Below are 15,147 nucleotides of genomic sequence, written 5' to 3'. Positions count from 1 at the left end.
TCGCCGCGGTGAAGCCGCTGGTCGACGCGATGGGTGCGGAGATACTGGGACCCGAGCAGGCCGGGACCGACGACGTGGTCCTCGCCTGGGAGGGTGAGGACGTCATCGCCGTACGGCTGCCCCAGCTGTCCGAGTCCCTGGACCACATCCTCGCCGCGATGGAGCGACGGCACGGGATGCCGTTGTCCGAGCTGGACCGCAAGACCAAGCAGGAGGCGGTGCGGATGCTGGAGGCGCGCGGCGCCTTCTCGGTGCGGCACGGGGTGGAGACGGTGGCCGGGGCGCTGGGTGTCAGCCGCTTCACCGTGTACAACTACTTGAACAGGGAGACCGCCCTGAACAGGGAAAAGGCTGCCGGGAACGGCTAGTTGATCATGATGGGCCACAAGCCGTCGTCCGGATGTCGGGACGACGGCTTTTGTGTGGCCGACTTTTCAACAAAGTGTTGACGTTGTGTTGCGGAGGGCGTTAGCTATCCGCAGCCCGTCCGACGCACAGCGAAAAACAGCCACGGAGGCTTCCCGTGACTTCAGGTACGACACCGGGCCTCACCCGGTTCAACACCTCGGCGGACGGCGACGCCGTCGCCGCACTCCACGAGGTGTGTTCCAGTTCGGCGTGGGGGAGCAAGCTGCTCGCCCAGCGCCCGTACGCCACCGCCGACGACCTCTTCCTCGCCAGTGACGCCGCCACGGCCGAGCTGACCGCCGAGGACCTGGCCGAGGCGATGGCGGGCCACCCGCCGATCGGTCGTCCGAAGGCAGGGGACCCGACCTCCTCCCGCGAGCAGAGCGGGATGGCCGGCGCCTCCGAGGCACTCAAGGCCGAGATGCTCGAACTCAACCTGGCCTACCAGGACAGGTTCGGGCACGTCTTCCTGATCTGCGCCACCGGCAGGACCGGGGAGCAGATGCGCGACGCGGTCCGGGAACGGATCGGGAACTCGCCCGAACGGGAGCGGGAGATCGTCCGCACCGAACTGGGCAAGATCAACCGTATCCGCCTGACCCGACTCGTAGAGGAAGAGAACCCCGCATGAGCACCGACACCACCGCATCGGTGTCCACCCACATCCTGGACACCAGCATCGGCCGCCCGGCCGAGGGCGTGGCCGTCACGCTCGCGGCCCGCGGCGGATCCGACGCCGACTGGGTCGCGCTCGGCGGCTCGGCCACCGACGCGGACGGGCGCTGCAAGGACCTGCCGGCGCTGCCGGAGGGAACGACCCACGTACGTCTCGACTTCGAGACCGAGACGTACTTCTCCAAGAAGCAAGCCGAGGCGCAGCAGGACGCCCCCCGCGTAAGGGACAGCGGTGCGTTCTTCCCGGAGGTGGCGATCACGTTCGCCGTCACGCCGGGCGAGCACTACCACGTACCGCTGCTGCTCAACCCGTTCGGCTACTCCGTTTACCGAGGGAGCTAGCAGACATGCCCACGATTCTCGGCCAGAACCAGTACGGCAAAGCAGAGAACCGCGTCGTCAAGATCACGCGGGACGGCGACACCCACCACATCAAGGACCTGAACGTCTCCGTCGCCCTCTCCGGCGACCTCGACGACGTCCACCTCTCGGGCTCCAACGCCCACTGCCTGCCCACCGACACCACCAAGAACACCGTATTCGCCTTCGCCAAGGAGTACGGGATCGAGTCGGCCGAGCAGTTCGGCATCCACCTGGCCCGGCACTTCGTGTCCAGCCAGGAGCCCATCCACCGGGCCCGGATCCGGATCGAGGAGTATTCCTGGGAGCGCATCGCCTCCTCGGACTCCAACTCCAGGTTCATCGGCTCGGACGAGGTCAACCACTCCTTCGCCCGCAAGGGCCAGGAGACCCGCGTCACCCAGATCACGTACGACGGCGAGAAGTGGGAGGTCATCTCCGGCCTCAAGGACCTCGTCGTGATGAACTCCACCAACTCGGAGTTCTGGGGCTACATCAAGGACAAGTACACGACGCTGCAGGAGGCGTACGACCGCATCCTGGCCACCCAGGTATCCGGCCGGTGGCGGTTCAACTGGACCGACGACGAGCAGCGGATGCCCAACTGGGAGAAGTCCTACGCCGAGACCAGGAAGCACATGCTGCAGGCGTTCGCCGAGACGTACTCCCTCTCGCTGCAGCAGACGCTGTACCAGATGGCCTCGCGGATCATCAACCACCGTTCGGAGATCGACGAGGTCCGCTTCTCGCTCCCGAACAAGCACCACTTCCTCGTCGACCTGGAGCCCTTCGGGCTCAAGAACGACAACGAGGTCTACTACGCCGCCGACCGCATGTACGGCCTCATCGAGGCCACGGTGCTGCGCGACGGAGCCACGGCGCACATCCCGGTCGACATGACCAACCTCTAAGCGGCACTGCGTGGCCGCCCCCGTCCGCCCGCAGTCGGGCGGGGGCCGCCACCGGACCGGAGGGAACCTCCATGGCACAGCCCGCATCGGGGCCGGCGACAGCCGAGGGCCCGTGTTCCACCCCGCAGGGGTCCTCGGTCCACCCCGTGGACGAGAAGCTCCCCGCCGCGCGGCTCGTACCCGCCGCGCTCCAGCACATCGCCGCCATGTACGCGGGAGTCGTCACCCCTCCGCTCATCATCGGCCAGGCGGTCGGCCTCGACGCTGCCGGAATGACCCGGCTCATCGCCGCGAGCCTGCTCATCGCCGGCTGCGCCACCATCCTGCAGACCATCGGCGCGGGACGCTTCGCCGGCAACCGGCTGCCCTTCGTCAACGCGGCGTCCTCCGCCGGCATCGCCCCCATGCTGGCGATCGCCGAGACCAGCGCCCCCGGGCACCAACTCCCCGCCATCTACGGCGCGGTGATGGTCGCCGGTGTCTTCTGCCTCGCCGTCGGCCCCTTCTTCGGCCGGCTGCTCCGGTTCTTCCCCCCGCTCGTCACCGGCGTCGTGATCACCCTCATCGGCGTCACCCTGATGCCCGTGCCGGTGAGCTGGGCCCAGGGCGGCGACAGCGACGCCGCCGACTTCGGCGCCATGAGGCACCTGGCGCTCGCGGCCTTCACGCTCGTGGTCATCCTGCTCTTCCAGCGCTTCGGCCAGGGCTTCGTCAAGCAGATCGCCCTGCTGCTCGGCCTGTTCATCGGCACCCTCGCCGCCGTCCCCTTCGGCATGGCCGACTTCGGCACGCTCCGCGAGGCCCCGGTGGCCGCGCTGCCCGCGCCGTTCGCCTTCGGCGCGCCGGAGTTCCAGCCCGCCGCCATCCTGTCCCTGTGCATCGTGATGCTGGTCCTGATGACCGAGTCCAGCGCCGGCATGCTCGCCCTCGGCGAGATCTGCGACCGCCGCAGCGACGGACGGACCATCACCCGGGGCCTGCGCACCGACGGCATCGCCACCCTCCTCGGCCCCGTCTTCGGCGGCTTCCCCACCTCGGCCTTCGCCCAGAACGTCGGCGTCGTCTCGCTGACCCGGGTCCGCTCCCGCTACGTCGTCGCCGTCGCCGGCGGGACGCTCCTCGTCCTCGGCGCCTTCCCCGTCCTGGGAGCGGTCGTCTCGACCGTCCCCATGCCGGTCCTCGGCGGCGCGGGCATCGTCCTCTTCGGCTCGATCGCGGTCAGCGGCATCCGTACGCTGTCCGAGGCGGGCCTCGACGACAGCTCCAACATCATCCTGGTGGCCGTGGCGCTCGGCGCGGGCATCATCCCGCTCGCCGCCCCCACCTTCTACGCCGACTTCCCGGCCTGGGCGCAGACCGTGCTCGGCTCCGGGATCAGCGCGGGCGCCCTCGTCGCCGTCCTGCTCAACCTGTTCTTCCACCACCTCGGCACCCGGAGCCACCACACGGCCCCGGCACTCAAATCCTCCTAGGGTCCTGCCGTGCCCACACCACTTAAGAGGAATGAAGGAACCACCGCCATGGCAGCACCTTCGGCACCCCAGCGCACCGTCATCGAGAACTGTGCGATCGCCACCGTGGACGCCGACGACACCGAGTACGCCTCCGGGTACCTCGTCGTCGCCGGCAACCGGATCGAGTCCATCGGCGCCGGCAAGGCGCCGGAGGGTCTGGAGAACGTGGTCCGCCGGATCGACGCCACCGGTCACCTGGTGACGCCCGGTCTGGTCAACACCCACCACCACTTCTACCAGTGGATCACCCGGGGCCTGGCCACCGACCACAACCTCTTCGACTGGCTGGTCGCGCTCTACCCGACCTGGGCCCGCATCGACGAGGCCATGGTCCGCGTCGCCGCCCAGGGCTCGCTGGCCATGATGGCCCGCGGCGGCGTCACCACCGCCATGGACCACCACTACGTCTACCCGAAGGGCTCCGGCGACCTGTCCGGCGCCATCATCGGGGCCGCCTCCGACATGGGCGTGCGCTTCACCCTCGCCCGCGGTTCGATGGACCGCAGCGAGAAGGACGGCGGCCTGCCGCCGGACTTCGCCGTCGAGACCACCGAGGGCGCGCTCGCCGCGACCGAGGAGACGGTGCGGAAGTACCACGACGCCTCCTTCGACGCGATGACCCAGGTCGCCGTCGCCCCCTGCTCCCCCTTCTCCATCTCCACCGACCTCCTGCGGGAGGGCGCGGCGCTCGGCCGCCGTCTCGGCGTACGGATGCACACGCACGGCTCGGAGACCGTGGAGGAGGAGAAGTTCTGCCACGAGCTCTTCGGCATGGGCCCCACCGACTACTTCGAGTCGACCGGCTTCCTCGGCGAGGACGTGTGGATGGCGCACTGCGTCCACATGAACGACTCCGACATCGCCGCCTTCGCCCGGACGAAGACCGGTGTGGCGCACTGCCCCTCGTCCAACGCCCGCCTCGCCGCCGGCATCGCCCGGGTCCCCGACATGCTGAAGGCGGGCGTCCCGGTCGGCCTCGGCGTCGACGGCACGGCCTCCAACGAGTCGGGCGAACTGCACACCGAACTGCGCAACGCGCTCCTCATCAACCGCCTCGGCGCGCACCGTGAGGCCGCGCTGAACGCCCGTCAGGCCCTGCGCCTCGGAACGTACGGCGGCGCCCAGGTCCTCGGCCGGGCCGACTCGATCGGCTCGCTGGAGGCCGGCAAGCTCGCCGACTTCGTCCTCTGGAAGATCGACGGTCTCGGCCACTCCTCGATCGCCGACCCGGTCACCGCGATCGTGTTCGGCGCGGCCGCCCCGGTGACGGCCTCGTTCGTCAACGGCAGGCAGATCGTCGAGAACAACCGACTGCTCTTCGCGGACGAAGAGGCCATCGCGCGCGACGCGCGCGCGGAGGCGCAGCGCCTGGCCCGTATCGCGGCCCAGGGCTGACCCTCCCCATGGAGTCCGACCGAGGGGGACGGCCCTCGGTCGGTCGCCGCGGACCCGAGCGGGGTTCGCGGCAGCCGGCCGGGGGGTGCCGTGCACGACGTACGGCACCCCCCGGAAGGTGAGAAGAGGTTCCTCCTCCCGGAACACCCGGCACGGCGCCCCACGCCGAGCCACCGCACCCCCCTCCGCACATCCTCATGAGCCGCACACCGTGAGGCGCACGATCTGCACCACTTTGCACCACCTCCCTGACATCCGCGTCACCGCCGACGTGTAACCGACCGGAGGAACCGCCGTGGCCGCCAAGCCCAGGTTTCGCAATGATGCACACGATGCAAGCGCCACCGACTCCGAGGACCGGAAGCATCCGGTCGACGAGACGCTGCCGCCCCTGAAGATGTTCACCAGCGGCCTCCAGCACGTGGCCGCCATGTACGCGGGCGTGGTGGCCCCGCCCCTGATCGTCGGAGCGGCCGTCGGGCTCTCCGGCACCGAACTGACCTTCCTCACCGGAGCCAGCCTCTTCACCGCCGGACTCGCCACCTTCCTCCAGACGCTCGGCGTCTGGAAGATCGGCGCCCGGCTGCCGTTCGTCAACGGCGTCACCTTCGCCGGCGTCGCGCCGATGCTCGCGATCGTCGACACCACCGACGACMAGGCCGACGCGCTGCCGATCATCTTCGGCGCGATCATCGTCGCGGGCGTCCTCGGCTTCGTCGCGGCCCCGTACTTCTCCAAGCTGGTCCGCTTCTTCCCGCCCGTCGTCACCGGCACCGTGATCACCCTCATCGGCGTCTCGCTGCTGCCGGTCGCCTTCGGCTGGGCCCAGGGTCCCGACCCCGCGGCCGAGGACTACGGTTCCACCTCCTTCCTGACCCTCGCCGCGATCACCCTCGTGGTGGTCCTGGTCCTGCGGCGCTTCACCCGCGGCTTCCTCAAGCAGGTCGCCGTCCTCGTCGGCCTGGTCATCGGCACGCTCATAGCGATCCCGTTCGGCGTCACCGACTTCAGTCCGGTCACCGAGGCGTCCGTCGTCGGATTCCCGAGCCCGTTCCACTTCGGCGCCCCGCAGTTCGCGCTCGCCGCGATCGTCTCGATGTGCGTGGTCATGCTGGTCTCGATGACCGAGTCGACCGCCGACATGCTCGCCCTCGGCGAGATCGTCGAGCGGCCGGCCGACGAGAGGACCATCGCGGCCGGACTGCGCGCCGACACCCTCGGCTCGGCCCTCAGCCCGTTGTTCAACGGCTTCATGTGCAGCGCCTTCGCCCAGAACATCGGGTTGGTCGCGATGACGAGGATCCGCAGCCGCTTCGTGGTCGCCTGCGGTGGCGGCTTCCTGGTCCTGATGGGTCTGTCGCCCGTGGCCGCCTCGCTGATCTCCGTCGTGCCGCGGCCGGTGCTGGGCGGCGCGGGCGTCGTCCTCTTCGGCTCCGTCGCCGCGAGCGGCATCCAGACCCTCGTCAAGGCGGGCCTGGAGAAGGACAACAACGTGCTGATCGTGGCGGTCTCGCTGGCCGTCGGCATCATCCCGATCACGGAGCCGGAGTTCTACCACGCCTTCCCGGAGACCGCGAAGATCATCCTGGACTCGGGCATCTCGACCGGCTGCGTCGCCGCGGTCCTGCTGAACCTGGTCTTCAACCACCTCGGCAGGGGCCGGGACGAGGACACGGTCACCGCGCCGATGGAGCCGGGCGAGGAGATCTCCGGCACCCGCACCGCGAAGGCGGCGCACGTCCACTGAACGACGCACGTGACCCGACAGCCCACACCGGTCCCCGCGCCCGCCGCGGGGACCGGTGGCGTGCGCGGGGAAGGAGCGGGCAGTCGAGGGGAGTGACGGAGCGTCCGGCGTCCGAGGAATGCGGGGTGGCTGAGGTGGCAGGGACCGGCGAGGAGCATGGGTGGACGGGGGCGGGCCGCGCCCCGGCCACCGTGCGCACCGGCGGCGCGGCGCCCACCGGCGCGGCTCCCCCCGGGACCGCGCCCGTGAGGGAGGTCTCCGCCGTGCCCGGGCGTCTCCACGCATCCGCGCGGGGCGACGGCCTCGGGGCGCCGACGGTGGTGCTGATCAATCCCAACACCGCGGTGGACACGACCGCGACGATGGCCGCGATCGCCCGCCGGACACTGGGGCCGGAGGTGGGCGTCCGCGGCGTCACGGTGGCACGGGGACCGCGCATGCTCACCGATCCGGCCGCCCTGCGGGCCGCCGCCGGGGAGGTCGCCACGGCCGGTCGCCAGGCCCTGGCAGAGGGCCGGTGCCGCGCGCTGCTGGTGGCCGCCTTCGGCGATCCGGGCGTGACGGAACTGCGCGGCCTCGCCCTGCGCGCCGCGGGAGGACCCGTGCCGGTCGTCGGCATCGGCGAGGCCGCGCTCCTGGAAGCCGCCGCGTCCGGGCGGCCGTTCGGCATCGCCACCACCACGCCCCGCCTCGCCGGTCCCGTCGTCGAGCGGGTCGCCGCCCTCGGCCTCGCGGACCGGTTCACCGGTCTGCGCCTGACCGAGGGCGACCCCGAACAGCTCGCCGCCCACCCGGAGTCGCTGCACGAGGCCCTGGCCGGTGCGGTCCGCGCCTGCGTCGCCGAGGACGGGGCCCGGGCCGTCGTCATCGGCGGCGGACCGCTCGCCGAGGCGGCGGAAGTGCTGCGCGCCCGGTTCGAGACGCCGGTGATCGCCCCGATCCCGGCCGCCTGCCGCAGGATCGCGCGGCTCCTGGGTGTCGAGAGCCCGGCGGGCCCGGCCGGGCACCCGCGGGCGCCGGACCCCGACGTCCGCCGGTGATCACCGCTGTCTAACCTCGTCGCATGACGACCGACTGGGCCGCCGAGTACCGGCGCATGCTGCAGGGACACCGGCACGGCGCGGGGGAACGGACCACGGGCCGGCACCGGGAGGAGCCCCCGGCGCCGCTGACCACCGCCGAACTGCGCGAGGCGGAGGAGGAGCTGGGGATCACGTTCCCCGAGGACTACCGGGACCACCTGCTCCGGCGCAGCGCGGGTGGCCGGATCAACCGCCTCCGCCGCGACGCGGCGGGCTGGGGCTGGGACGGGGACTCCGACACCAACTACGACCTGCTCCGCACGGACTTCCCCCACCCCGACTCCTACCGCGCCTACGAGGACGACCTCGACGACCGCGAGCCGCTGGAGAAGGACTTCGCCGACGGCGCGGCCTTCCAGGCGGCCTGGGACGACTGGGACAACGAGTACGGGGTGCACCAGGAACGCAAGACGGCGGGCGCCGTGTACATCCAGGAGCACGGCTGCGGCTTCAGCACCCTGCTCGTGGTCACCGGCCCGCGCACGTCGACACCACCTACGACACGCTGCTGATGGCACGTCGACACCACCTACGACACGCTGCTGATGCGGGGCGTTCCCCGCCACCAGGCCCGGGCGAGAGTGGCACCGGCCACCGAGGCGGCCGCCCGGGCCCACGCCTTCCTGGTCACCGGTGAGGACACCGTCGCCACGCTCACCCCGTGGCAGGACGCGGTCCGCCTCGCCGCCGCGCACCCCGGCTCCGGCCTCACCGCGTCGACCCGCGCGCTCTACCGGGACCTGGGCGGCGCCCTCGACCGCACCCCCACCGACCTCGCCCGCGCGGTGGCCGCGTGGCGCCAGGGCGGCCTCGCCGGGCTCGGCGTCCTCGAAGAGCCCTGGGATCCGCCCGCCGGGCCCTTCGACCGGGCCCGCCCCGCGCTGCTCGCCGCCGACTTCCCGTCGTTCCGTCCCTGGCGCAACCGGCTCTCCACCCGTTCCCTCCAGCTCCGCTTCGGCCGGGACGGGCTCTGGTACGGCTACGAGTCCGACGCCGATCGCGAGGACTGGTGGCCCCGCGGCACGCCCGACGCCGATCCCGTGGGCGCGCTCACCGACCTGCTCGGCGGCTGACCGGCCCGGGTACCGATTCGGGTGCCGGCCGACCGGAGCGCGGGGGAACCGGCGCGAGGGAGGAACGGGCCGCTCGGGTCCCGCGGCCGTGGGGCGTCCCCGCACCACCCCGCTGTCCGGTCCGCGTTCCGGCGTCCTCGCCCCTCGTCGACCCGCCCTCTCACCGACCGCGCGACGGCCCGCGATGTGCGGCGCGATTCTGCCCACGTACGTTCGATGCCATACCCACTCGATGGGGTGAATCACGCCGATGCCCTGATCCCGCCGTGCCCGGACGGCGTTATTGCGGATGCGGGCGAATGCCCGCGGAACACCTTCCGGAAGGCAGGAAGCCATGAGGCAGATTCGCCGAAGTGGTCTGGCCACACTGATGGTCACGGGTGGCGCGATCGCGCTCTCGGCGGGCGCCGCGCACGCCGACTCCGGTGCACAGGGCGCCGCTGTCGGATCGCCCGGCGTGATCTCCGGCAACTCCGTTCAGCTGCCGGTGCACGTGCCGGTCAACGCGTGCGGGAACACCGTCAACGTCGTCGGGCTGCTCAACCCGGCCTTCGGCAACGGCTGCGTGAACCGCTCGGGCGGCTCCGACGGCGGTGGCCGGGCGCACAAGGACCGGCCCGCCACGCCGCGTGCCGGACAGTCGGGCGGTCAGAACGGCGGTCAGAACGGCGGTCAGAACGGCGGTCACAACGGTGGACACGCTGGTGGACCCGCCGGAGAACACACCGGCGGGGGCGCCTCCAACGGCGGTGGCTCCACCGCCGAGGGCGTGGCGCACAACTCCCCGGGCGTGCTGTCCGGCAACGGCCTGCAGCTGCCGATCGACCTCCCCGTCAACCTCAGCGGCAACTCGGTCAACGTCGTCGGCATCGGCAACCCGGCCTTCGGCAACACCGCGGTCAACGGCCCCGCCACGCCCGAGACGCCCCGCGTGGTGACCCCGCCGAAGGAGAGGGTGATCCCGTCGGTCCCCAGCGTCGAGACCGAGGTGCCGGGCCTCGCGCCGCAGGCCGAGTCCGCCGCGCTGGCCAGCACCGGCTCGGACATGACCGGCATCGCCGCCCCGGCCGCGGCCGCGCTCCTGCTCGGTGGCGCGCTCATGTACCGCCGCGCCCGCCGGATGGGCGGCGAGGCCTGAGGCCGTCGCCGCCTCATTCCGTGAGCCAGGCCCGGAGCACCGCCTCGATGGCCGGTGCCACTCTCGCCCGGGCCTGGTGGCGGGGAACGCCCCGCATCAGCAGCGTGTCGTAGGTGGTGTCGACGTGCCGTACGGAAGCCCGTACGGCGGCCGTCACCGCTCCCCGGTCCAGTGCCCGGCCGGCCGCCGTGCGTCCCACCCGGCCGCTGCCCTTCCGGGAGGCGTGCGCCGCGATCTCCGCGGCCCGTCCGGCCGGGCAGGACGGGAAGAGACGCAGGATCTCGGCCTCCAGCACGGCGGTGATCTCCGCGTCGTGCCGTGCCCGGCGGTCCGCGTCCCGTGCCCGGCGCCGTGCCCGCGCCTCCGCGTCCGCCAGACACGCCGACTCCGCGCGGGCCAGGGCCGGCTCCTCGACGAGCAGGCCCTGCCGTTCGTACCGGGTGCGCCGCCGGTTGTGCCGTACGACCACCGCCCACAGCGTGGAGCCCTCGCGGGCCCGGCGGGTCAGGGCCGTGTCGCCGCGGCGGAGGAACACCAGGTGGCCGAGGTCGGCGCAGTCCAGGCAGACCGGCGCGTTGAACTCGACGATCATCCGCTCCAGCGGTCCGCGGTGACACTCCGAACAGCGGCGGCGCTTGAGCGGCTCGACGACCACGGGCGCGACGAGATCCACGACGGTCCTCCTCAGCGAAGGGCGGGCGAGGCGCAGGACGGCACGGTCGTGTCCCGCACGAGCGGCGTGGTGCCACGGAACGGGGGAGCGGCCGGCGCACCGGCGAGGGTGCCCGGCGCGGTCGGGGCCGGCGGGAAAATCATTCGATCCATGAGGGCCCCCGCCCTAAGGTCGACGACGTGGCAACGAAACTCAATCAGATCATCGCAGTGGAGAAGGGCGTCAAGTCCCGGGCGCACCAGGACCTGACGACGGCACACCACGGGCTGCAGAAGCCCGCGTTGCTCGCGGGCATCTCCCGTACCTACCAGCCGAAGGACGAGGAGGGCGAGCAGCTGCCGCCCGAGTCGACGCTGGTGCAGGTCAAGGCCGAGGACGTGCTCCGTGACACCGCGCGGGCGCTGACCCGCCTCTTCGATGTGACGGCCACCAAGGACTGGGCGAACTGCGAGGCGCGCGCCGACATCACGGTCGACGGGCGGGTGCTCGTCGGGCAGGTGCCCGTCGCCTATCTGCTCTTCCTGGAGAAGCAGCTGACGGACATCAACACCTTCGTCCGCAAGCTGCCGGTGCTGGACGCCGCCGAGTCGTGGACGCAGGACCCGTCGACCGACGCGTGGAAGACCGAGGTCGTCCGGACGGTCCGCACGAAGAAGGTGCCGCGCAACCACGTCAAGGCGGAGGCGACCGACAAGCACCCGGCGCAGGTGGAGGTCTACTACGAGGACGTGCCGGTCGGTTACTGGACCACGGTGAAGTTCTCGGGCGCCCTGCCGGCCCGACGGGTCAACGAACTCCTGGAGCGGGTGGAGAAGCTCCAGCAGGCGGTGAAGTTCGCCCGTGAGGAGGCGAACGGCTCCGAGGTCACCGACCAGCGTGTCGGCGACGCCGTCTTCGGCTACCTCTTCGGGTAGCCGGGACACCACAGACTCCCCGGCCGCACAGCGCGGCCGGGGTGCGCGAGGAGCGCAAAGCTGAAGCTGAGCCTTGTCGTGACATCCGCGGTTCCAGTGGAGGTTCGAGTCCTCCTCCCGGCACTTCCTGCCGGGGTGGCCCAACCAGGCAGAGGCAGACCGCGGTCAATCTCAGACTATTGCTCCAGACTCAGCATTCGCCGCTCATCGCCGGATCGACCGGGCCCGGGCCCTGGTGCGTCGAAATGCCAGTTCGAATCTGGTCCGCCGAGCTCGATCGGCGGTGGTCCAACGGCAGGACGCGACGCAATGACGAATGACCCGGGTCCTCAAGTGTGCCGGCGTGTGATCGTGAGCGGCATCGACAGGGTCCGGGGGCAGGCTACGCCCTCGGACCCGCTCCTTTTCCGGGCGTGACCCCGCGCCCGACGGGCCCGCCGCGGCGGGCCGCAGGGGACCTGGCCGACGAGTCGCCCTACTGGCGGTAGCCGCCGAGGAAGCGGCCGATGCGGCTGATGGCCGCGTCGAGGTCGTCGGCGTAGGGCAGGGTCAGGATGCGGAAGTGGTCGGGACGCGGCCAGTTGAAGCCGGTGCCCTGCACCACCTGGATCTTCTCGCGCAGCAGCAGGTCGAGGACGAACTTCTCGTCGTCGTGGATCCGGTGCACCTTCGGATCGAGCCGGGGGAAGGCGTAGAGCGCGCCCTTCGGCTTCACGCAGGACACCCCCGGGATCTCGTTGAGCTTCTCCCACGCGCGGTTGCGCTGCTCGTGGAGCCTGCCGCCCGGAGCGGTCAGCTCGTGGATCGACTGCCGTCCGCCGAGCGCGGCCTGGATGGCGTACTGGGCGGGGGCGTTGGGGCACAGCCGCATCGAGGCGAGCATGGTCAGCCCCTCCAGATAGCTCTTCGCGTGCTGCCTGGGGCCGCTGACGACCAGCCAGCCGGAGCGGAAGCCGGCCACCCGGTAGGTCTTGGAGAGCCCGGAGAAGGTGAGGACGACGAGGTCGGGGGCGAGGGCGGCGGCCGTGTGGTGGACGGCGTCGTCGTAGACGATCTGGTCGTAGATCTCGTCGGCGAACACCATGAGCTGGTGGCGGCGGGCGAGGTCGAGGATGCCCTCGACGATCTCGCGCGGATAGACCGCGCCGGTGGGGTTGTTGGGGTTGATGATCACGACGGCCCGGGTCCGGTCGGTGATCTTCGAGGCCATGTCGTCGAGGTCCGGGTACCAGTCGGCCGACTCGTCGCACAGGTAGTGCACCGCTTTGCCGCCCGCGAGGGTGGTGGCGGCGGTCCACAGGGGGAAGTCCGGGGCGGGGATCAGGATCTCGTCGCCGTCCTCCAGGAGGGCCTGGACGGCCATGGAGACCAGTTCGGAGACGCCGTTGCCGAGGAACACGTCGTCGACGTCGACATCCGGCAGGCCCTGGGCCTGGTAGCGCTGGGCGACGGCCCGCCGGGCGGACAGGATGCCGCGCGAGTCGGTGTAGCCGTGGGCCCGCGGCAGCATCCTGATCATGTCCTGGACGATCTCCTCGGGTGCCTCGAAGCCGAAGAGGGCCGGGTTGCCGGTGTTGAGGCGCAGGACGCTGTGGCCCGCCTCCTCCAGGGCGTTGGCGTGCTCGATCACCGGACCGCGGATCTCGTAGCAGACCTCGCTCAACTTGCTCGACTGCCGGAACTCCATAGCGACGACCTCCCCAGAAACACTGATGCTTGGTTTTACCAAGTTCGAGCTTGGAAAGTCCAACAACTTGTCTAGACTGCGTCGCATGCCACGTCGCCGAAGCTATGACCAGTACTGCGCCGCCGCCCGTGCCCTCGACGCCGTCGGCGACCGCTGGACGCTGCTGATCGTCCGTGAACTCCTCGCCGGACCGCGCCGCTACACCGACCTGCACGCCGATCTGCCCGGCGTCAGCACGGACATGCTGGCCGGCCGGCTCAAGGACATGGAGGGCGCCGAACTCGTCACCCGCCGCCGCCTGCCGCCCCCCGGCCCGGCCTACGTGTACGAACTCACCGCGCGCGGCAGGACGTTGCTCCCCGTACTGCAGGCCCTCGCGACCTGGGGCGCGACGGCCCTGGAGGAACCCCGGCCGACCGACGCCGTCCGCGCGCACTGGTTCGCCATCCCGTTGCTGCGCGCCCTGGCCGGTACGGCCGAGGGGGTGGTCCAGGTGACGCTGCCGGAGGGCGAGTTCCATCTGCGGGTCGGAGGCGACGGCGCCCCGGAGTACGGCGACGGCCCGGCCGGGACGGCCGAGGCGCACCTGCGGACGGACACGGCGACCTGCCGGGCCCTGGCGAGCGGGGAACTCACCCTGGCGCAGGCCGTGGCGACCGGCCGCGCCGAGTTCACCGGTCGCACCGGCGGCGCCCGGGACCCCGAACTCGCGCCCGCCACCGCGCCGTCGGTCTGACCGTCGTCACCGCTCGGCCGGCCTGACCGCCGGCTCGTCCCCGCGTCCACGCGTTCCCGCTCCCCGCGTTCCCGTATCCCCTCCGGGGCGCGGGTGATCCGGGTAGCGTGATGCTCTTTCGGCGGCCGTCGACCGTACGGCCGCTCCGCGAGGTGGGAGGGGATTTCCATGGAGACGGAGATACGCGGGAGACGGCGCGGCGCTCGGCTGCGCAAGGGCCTGGTCGCCGCCGGCACGATCGCGGCGGTGGCGGTCGTCCCGTCCGCCGCGCTGGCCACGCCGGGCACCGGCGTCAGCGGCACGGTCCTCGCCAAGGGCACCTCGGACGGCAGGCTGCGGATCAAACCGCCCCACGGCGACACCGACGTCACCGTCCGGACCATCACCGTCGCGCCGGGCGGCTCCACCGGCTGGCACCACCACCCCGGCCAGCTCGTCGCCGTCGTCCAGTCCGGCACACTGACCCGGACCCTGGACGACTGCTCGGTCGAGGAGACCTCCGCAGGCCAGGCGTTCATCGAGCCCGCCGGCCGCAAGCACGTCCACATCGGACGCAACCTGGGCACCGAGCCGGTGGTTCTCTACGTCACCTACCTGCTGCCGAAGGGCGCCCCGCTCTCCGTGGACGAGCCGGCCCCCGCCTGCGCGCAGGGCTGAGGCACCCCCGACGCCGGCCGCGGCCCGGCGCCCCCCTCGCCGCGCCCTCCCACCTCGCGGAGCGGCCGTACGGTCGACGGCCGCCGAAAGAGCATCACGCTACCCGGATCACCCGCGCCCCGGAGGGGATACGGGAACGGGATCACCCGCGCCCCGGAGGGGATACGGGAACGCGGG

At 71.7% G+C, this 15,147-nt stretch carries 15 protein-coding genes and 2 pseudogenes; 15 read left to right on the top strand and 2 right to left on the bottom strand.

From position 1 onward, the window contains the following. Positions 1-29: 29 nt before the first annotated feature. From EAO71_RS26955 to EAO71_RS39780, 11 genes and pseudogenes are all read left to right on the top strand, one after another. Entirely contained in the window at positions 30-368 is a 339-nt protein-coding gene (locus EAO71_RS26955) for a helix-turn-helix domain-containing protein (RefSeq protein ID WP_261992394.1), read from the top strand. A 155-nt stretch (positions 369-523) separates the two neighbouring features. Beyond that, complete coding sequence (gene uraD / locus EAO71_RS26950; RefSeq protein WP_147980418.1) at positions 524-1,039, top strand: 2-oxo-4-hydroxy-4-carboxy-5-ureidoimidazoline decarboxylase; 516 nt, start codon at positions 524-526, stop codon at positions 1,037-1,039. Next, positions 1,036-1,425 (top strand): hydroxyisourate hydrolase, encoded by a 390-nt coding sequence (gene uraH / locus EAO71_RS26945; protein ID WP_147980417.1) that lies wholly within the window; start codon positions 1,036-1,038, stop codon positions 1,423-1,425. The genes uraD and uraH overlap by 4 nt, the downstream gene beginning before the upstream one ends. Before the next feature lie 5 nt (positions 1,426-1,430). Then, positions 1,431-2,354 carry a factor-independent urate hydroxylase gene (gene pucL / locus EAO71_RS26940; RefSeq protein WP_147980416.1) on the top strand — a complete coding sequence of 308 codons (924 nt, stop codon included), beginning with the start codon at positions 1,431-1,433 and terminating at the stop codon, positions 2,352-2,354. A gap of 71 nt (positions 2,355-2,425) precedes the next feature. Then, positions 2,426-3,826 carry a nucleobase:cation symporter-2 family protein gene (locus EAO71_RS26935; RefSeq protein WP_147980415.1) on the top strand — a complete coding sequence of 467 codons (1,401 nt, stop codon included), beginning with the start codon at positions 2,426-2,428 and terminating at the stop codon, positions 3,824-3,826. Positions 3,827-3,874: 48 nt separating this feature from the next. Continuing rightward, the gene (locus EAO71_RS26930; protein WP_147980414.1) at positions 3,875-5,263 is read left to right on the top strand and encodes an 8-oxoguanine deaminase; all 1,389 of its coding nucleotides are present in this window, start codon (positions 3,875-3,877) and stop codon (positions 5,261-5,263) included. 295 nt (positions 5,264-5,558) lie between these two features. Further along, positions 5,559-7,010, top strand: coding sequence for a nucleobase:cation symporter-2 family protein (locus EAO71_RS26925; RefSeq protein ID WP_147980413.1), 1,452 nt, complete (start codon positions 5,559-5,561; stop codon positions 7,008-7,010). A gap of 125 nt (positions 7,011-7,135) precedes the next feature. Continuing rightward, positions 7,136-8,050, top strand: a complete 915-nt coding sequence (locus EAO71_RS26920; RefSeq protein WP_261992377.1) for an aspartate/glutamate racemase family protein — start codon at positions 7,136-7,138, stop codon at positions 8,048-8,050. 23 nt (positions 8,051-8,073) lie between these two features. Continuing rightward, positions 8,074-8,604, top strand: coding sequence for an SMI1/KNR4 family protein (locus EAO71_RS26915; RefSeq protein ID WP_147980412.1), 531 nt, complete (start codon positions 8,074-8,076; stop codon positions 8,602-8,604). 78 nt (positions 8,605-8,682) lie between these two features. Beyond that, a pseudogene (locus tag EAO71_RS26910) lies at positions 8,683-9,165 on the top strand (hypothetical protein); the annotation flags it as partial. 334 nt (positions 9,166-9,499) lie between these two features. Beyond that, positions 9,500-10,303 carry a chaplin gene (locus tag EAO71_RS39780; RefSeq protein WP_147980411.1) on the top strand — a complete coding sequence of 268 codons (804 nt, stop codon included), beginning with the start codon at positions 9,500-9,502 and terminating at the stop codon, positions 10,301-10,303. A 13-nt stretch (positions 10,304-10,316) separates the two neighbouring features. Here the strand turns inward: EAO71_RS39780 and EAO71_RS26900 are convergent, their stop codons facing one another. Beyond that, on the bottom strand, positions 10,317-10,976 hold the full coding sequence (locus EAO71_RS26900) for a DUF2293 domain-containing protein (protein WP_147980410.1): 660 nt from the start codon (positions 10,974-10,976) through the stop codon (positions 10,317-10,319). Positions 10,977-11,155: 179 nt separating this feature from the next. Here EAO71_RS26900 and EAO71_RS26895 point away from each other — a divergent pair, with 179 nt between their 5' ends. Next, positions 11,156-11,890, top strand: a complete 735-nt coding sequence (locus tag EAO71_RS26895) for a DUF7873 family protein (protein WP_147980409.1) — start codon at positions 11,156-11,158, stop codon at positions 11,888-11,890. 35 nt (positions 11,891-11,925) lie between these two features. Continuing rightward, positions 11,926-12,013, top strand: a pseudogene (locus EAO71_RS26890). Positions 12,014-12,365: 352 nt separating this feature from the next. On the opposite strand, the gene EAO71_RS26880 reads toward EAO71_RS26890, so the two are convergent. Continuing rightward, positions 12,366-13,577, bottom strand: coding sequence for a pyridoxal phosphate-dependent aminotransferase (locus EAO71_RS26880; protein WP_147980408.1), 1,212 nt, complete (start codon positions 13,575-13,577; stop codon positions 12,366-12,368). 85 nt (positions 13,578-13,662) lie between these two features. Between EAO71_RS26880 and EAO71_RS26875 the strand changes: the two genes are divergently transcribed. Both EAO71_RS26875 and EAO71_RS26870 read left to right on the top strand, forming a co-directional pair. Next, the gene (locus EAO71_RS26875) at positions 13,663-14,313 is read left to right on the top strand and encodes a winged helix-turn-helix transcriptional regulator (RefSeq protein ID WP_147980407.1); all 651 of its coding nucleotides are present in this window, start codon (positions 13,663-13,665) and stop codon (positions 14,311-14,313) included. Positions 14,314-14,481: 168 nt separating this feature from the next. Then, complete coding sequence (locus tag EAO71_RS26870) at positions 14,482-14,970, top strand: cupin domain-containing protein (protein WP_147980406.1); 489 nt, start codon at positions 14,482-14,484, stop codon at positions 14,968-14,970. Positions 14,971-15,147: the final 177 nt, after the last annotated feature.

The sequence above is a fragment of the Streptomyces sp. MS191 genome (assembly GCF_008042125.1).
Classification (GTDB): Bacteria; Actinomycetota; Actinomycetes; order Streptomycetales; family Streptomycetaceae; genus Streptomyces.
This window is presented reverse-complemented; position numbering and strand designations above follow the sequence as displayed.

Coding starts and splice junctions, on each gene's coding strand:
- EAO71_RS26955 (WP_261992394.1), top strand. CDS start 30: ATGGGTGCGGAGATACTGGGACCCGAGCAGGCCGGGACCGACGACGTG.
- uraH (WP_147980417.1), top strand. CDS start 1,036: ATGAGCACCGACACCACCGCATCGGTGTCCACCCACATCCTGGACACC.
- pucL (WP_147980416.1), top strand. CDS start 1,431: ATGCCCACGATTCTCGGCCAGAACCAGTACGGCAAAGCAGAGAACCGC.
- EAO71_RS26935 (WP_147980415.1), top strand. CDS start 2,426: ATGGCACAGCCCGCATCGGGGCCGGCGACAGCCGAGGGCCCGTGTTCC.
- EAO71_RS26930 (WP_147980414.1), top strand. CDS start 3,875: ATGGCAGCACCTTCGGCACCCCAGCGCACCGTCATCGAGAACTGTGCG.
- EAO71_RS26915 (WP_147980412.1), top strand. CDS start 8,074: ATGACGACCGACTGGGCCGCCGAGTACCGGCGCATGCTGCAGGGACAC.
- EAO71_RS39780 (WP_147980411.1), top strand. CDS start 9,500: ATGAGGCAGATTCGCCGAAGTGGTCTGGCCACACTGATGGTCACGGGT.
- EAO71_RS26880 (WP_147980408.1), bottom strand. CDS start 13,577: ATGGAGTTCCGGCAGTCGAGCAAGTTGAGCGAGGTCTGCTACGAGATC.
- EAO71_RS26875 (WP_147980407.1), top strand. CDS start 13,663: ATGCCACGTCGCCGAAGCTATGACCAGTACTGCGCCGCCGCCCGTGCC.
- EAO71_RS26870 (WP_147980406.1), top strand. CDS start 14,482: ATGGAGACGGAGATACGCGGGAGACGGCGCGGCGCTCGGCTGCGCAAG.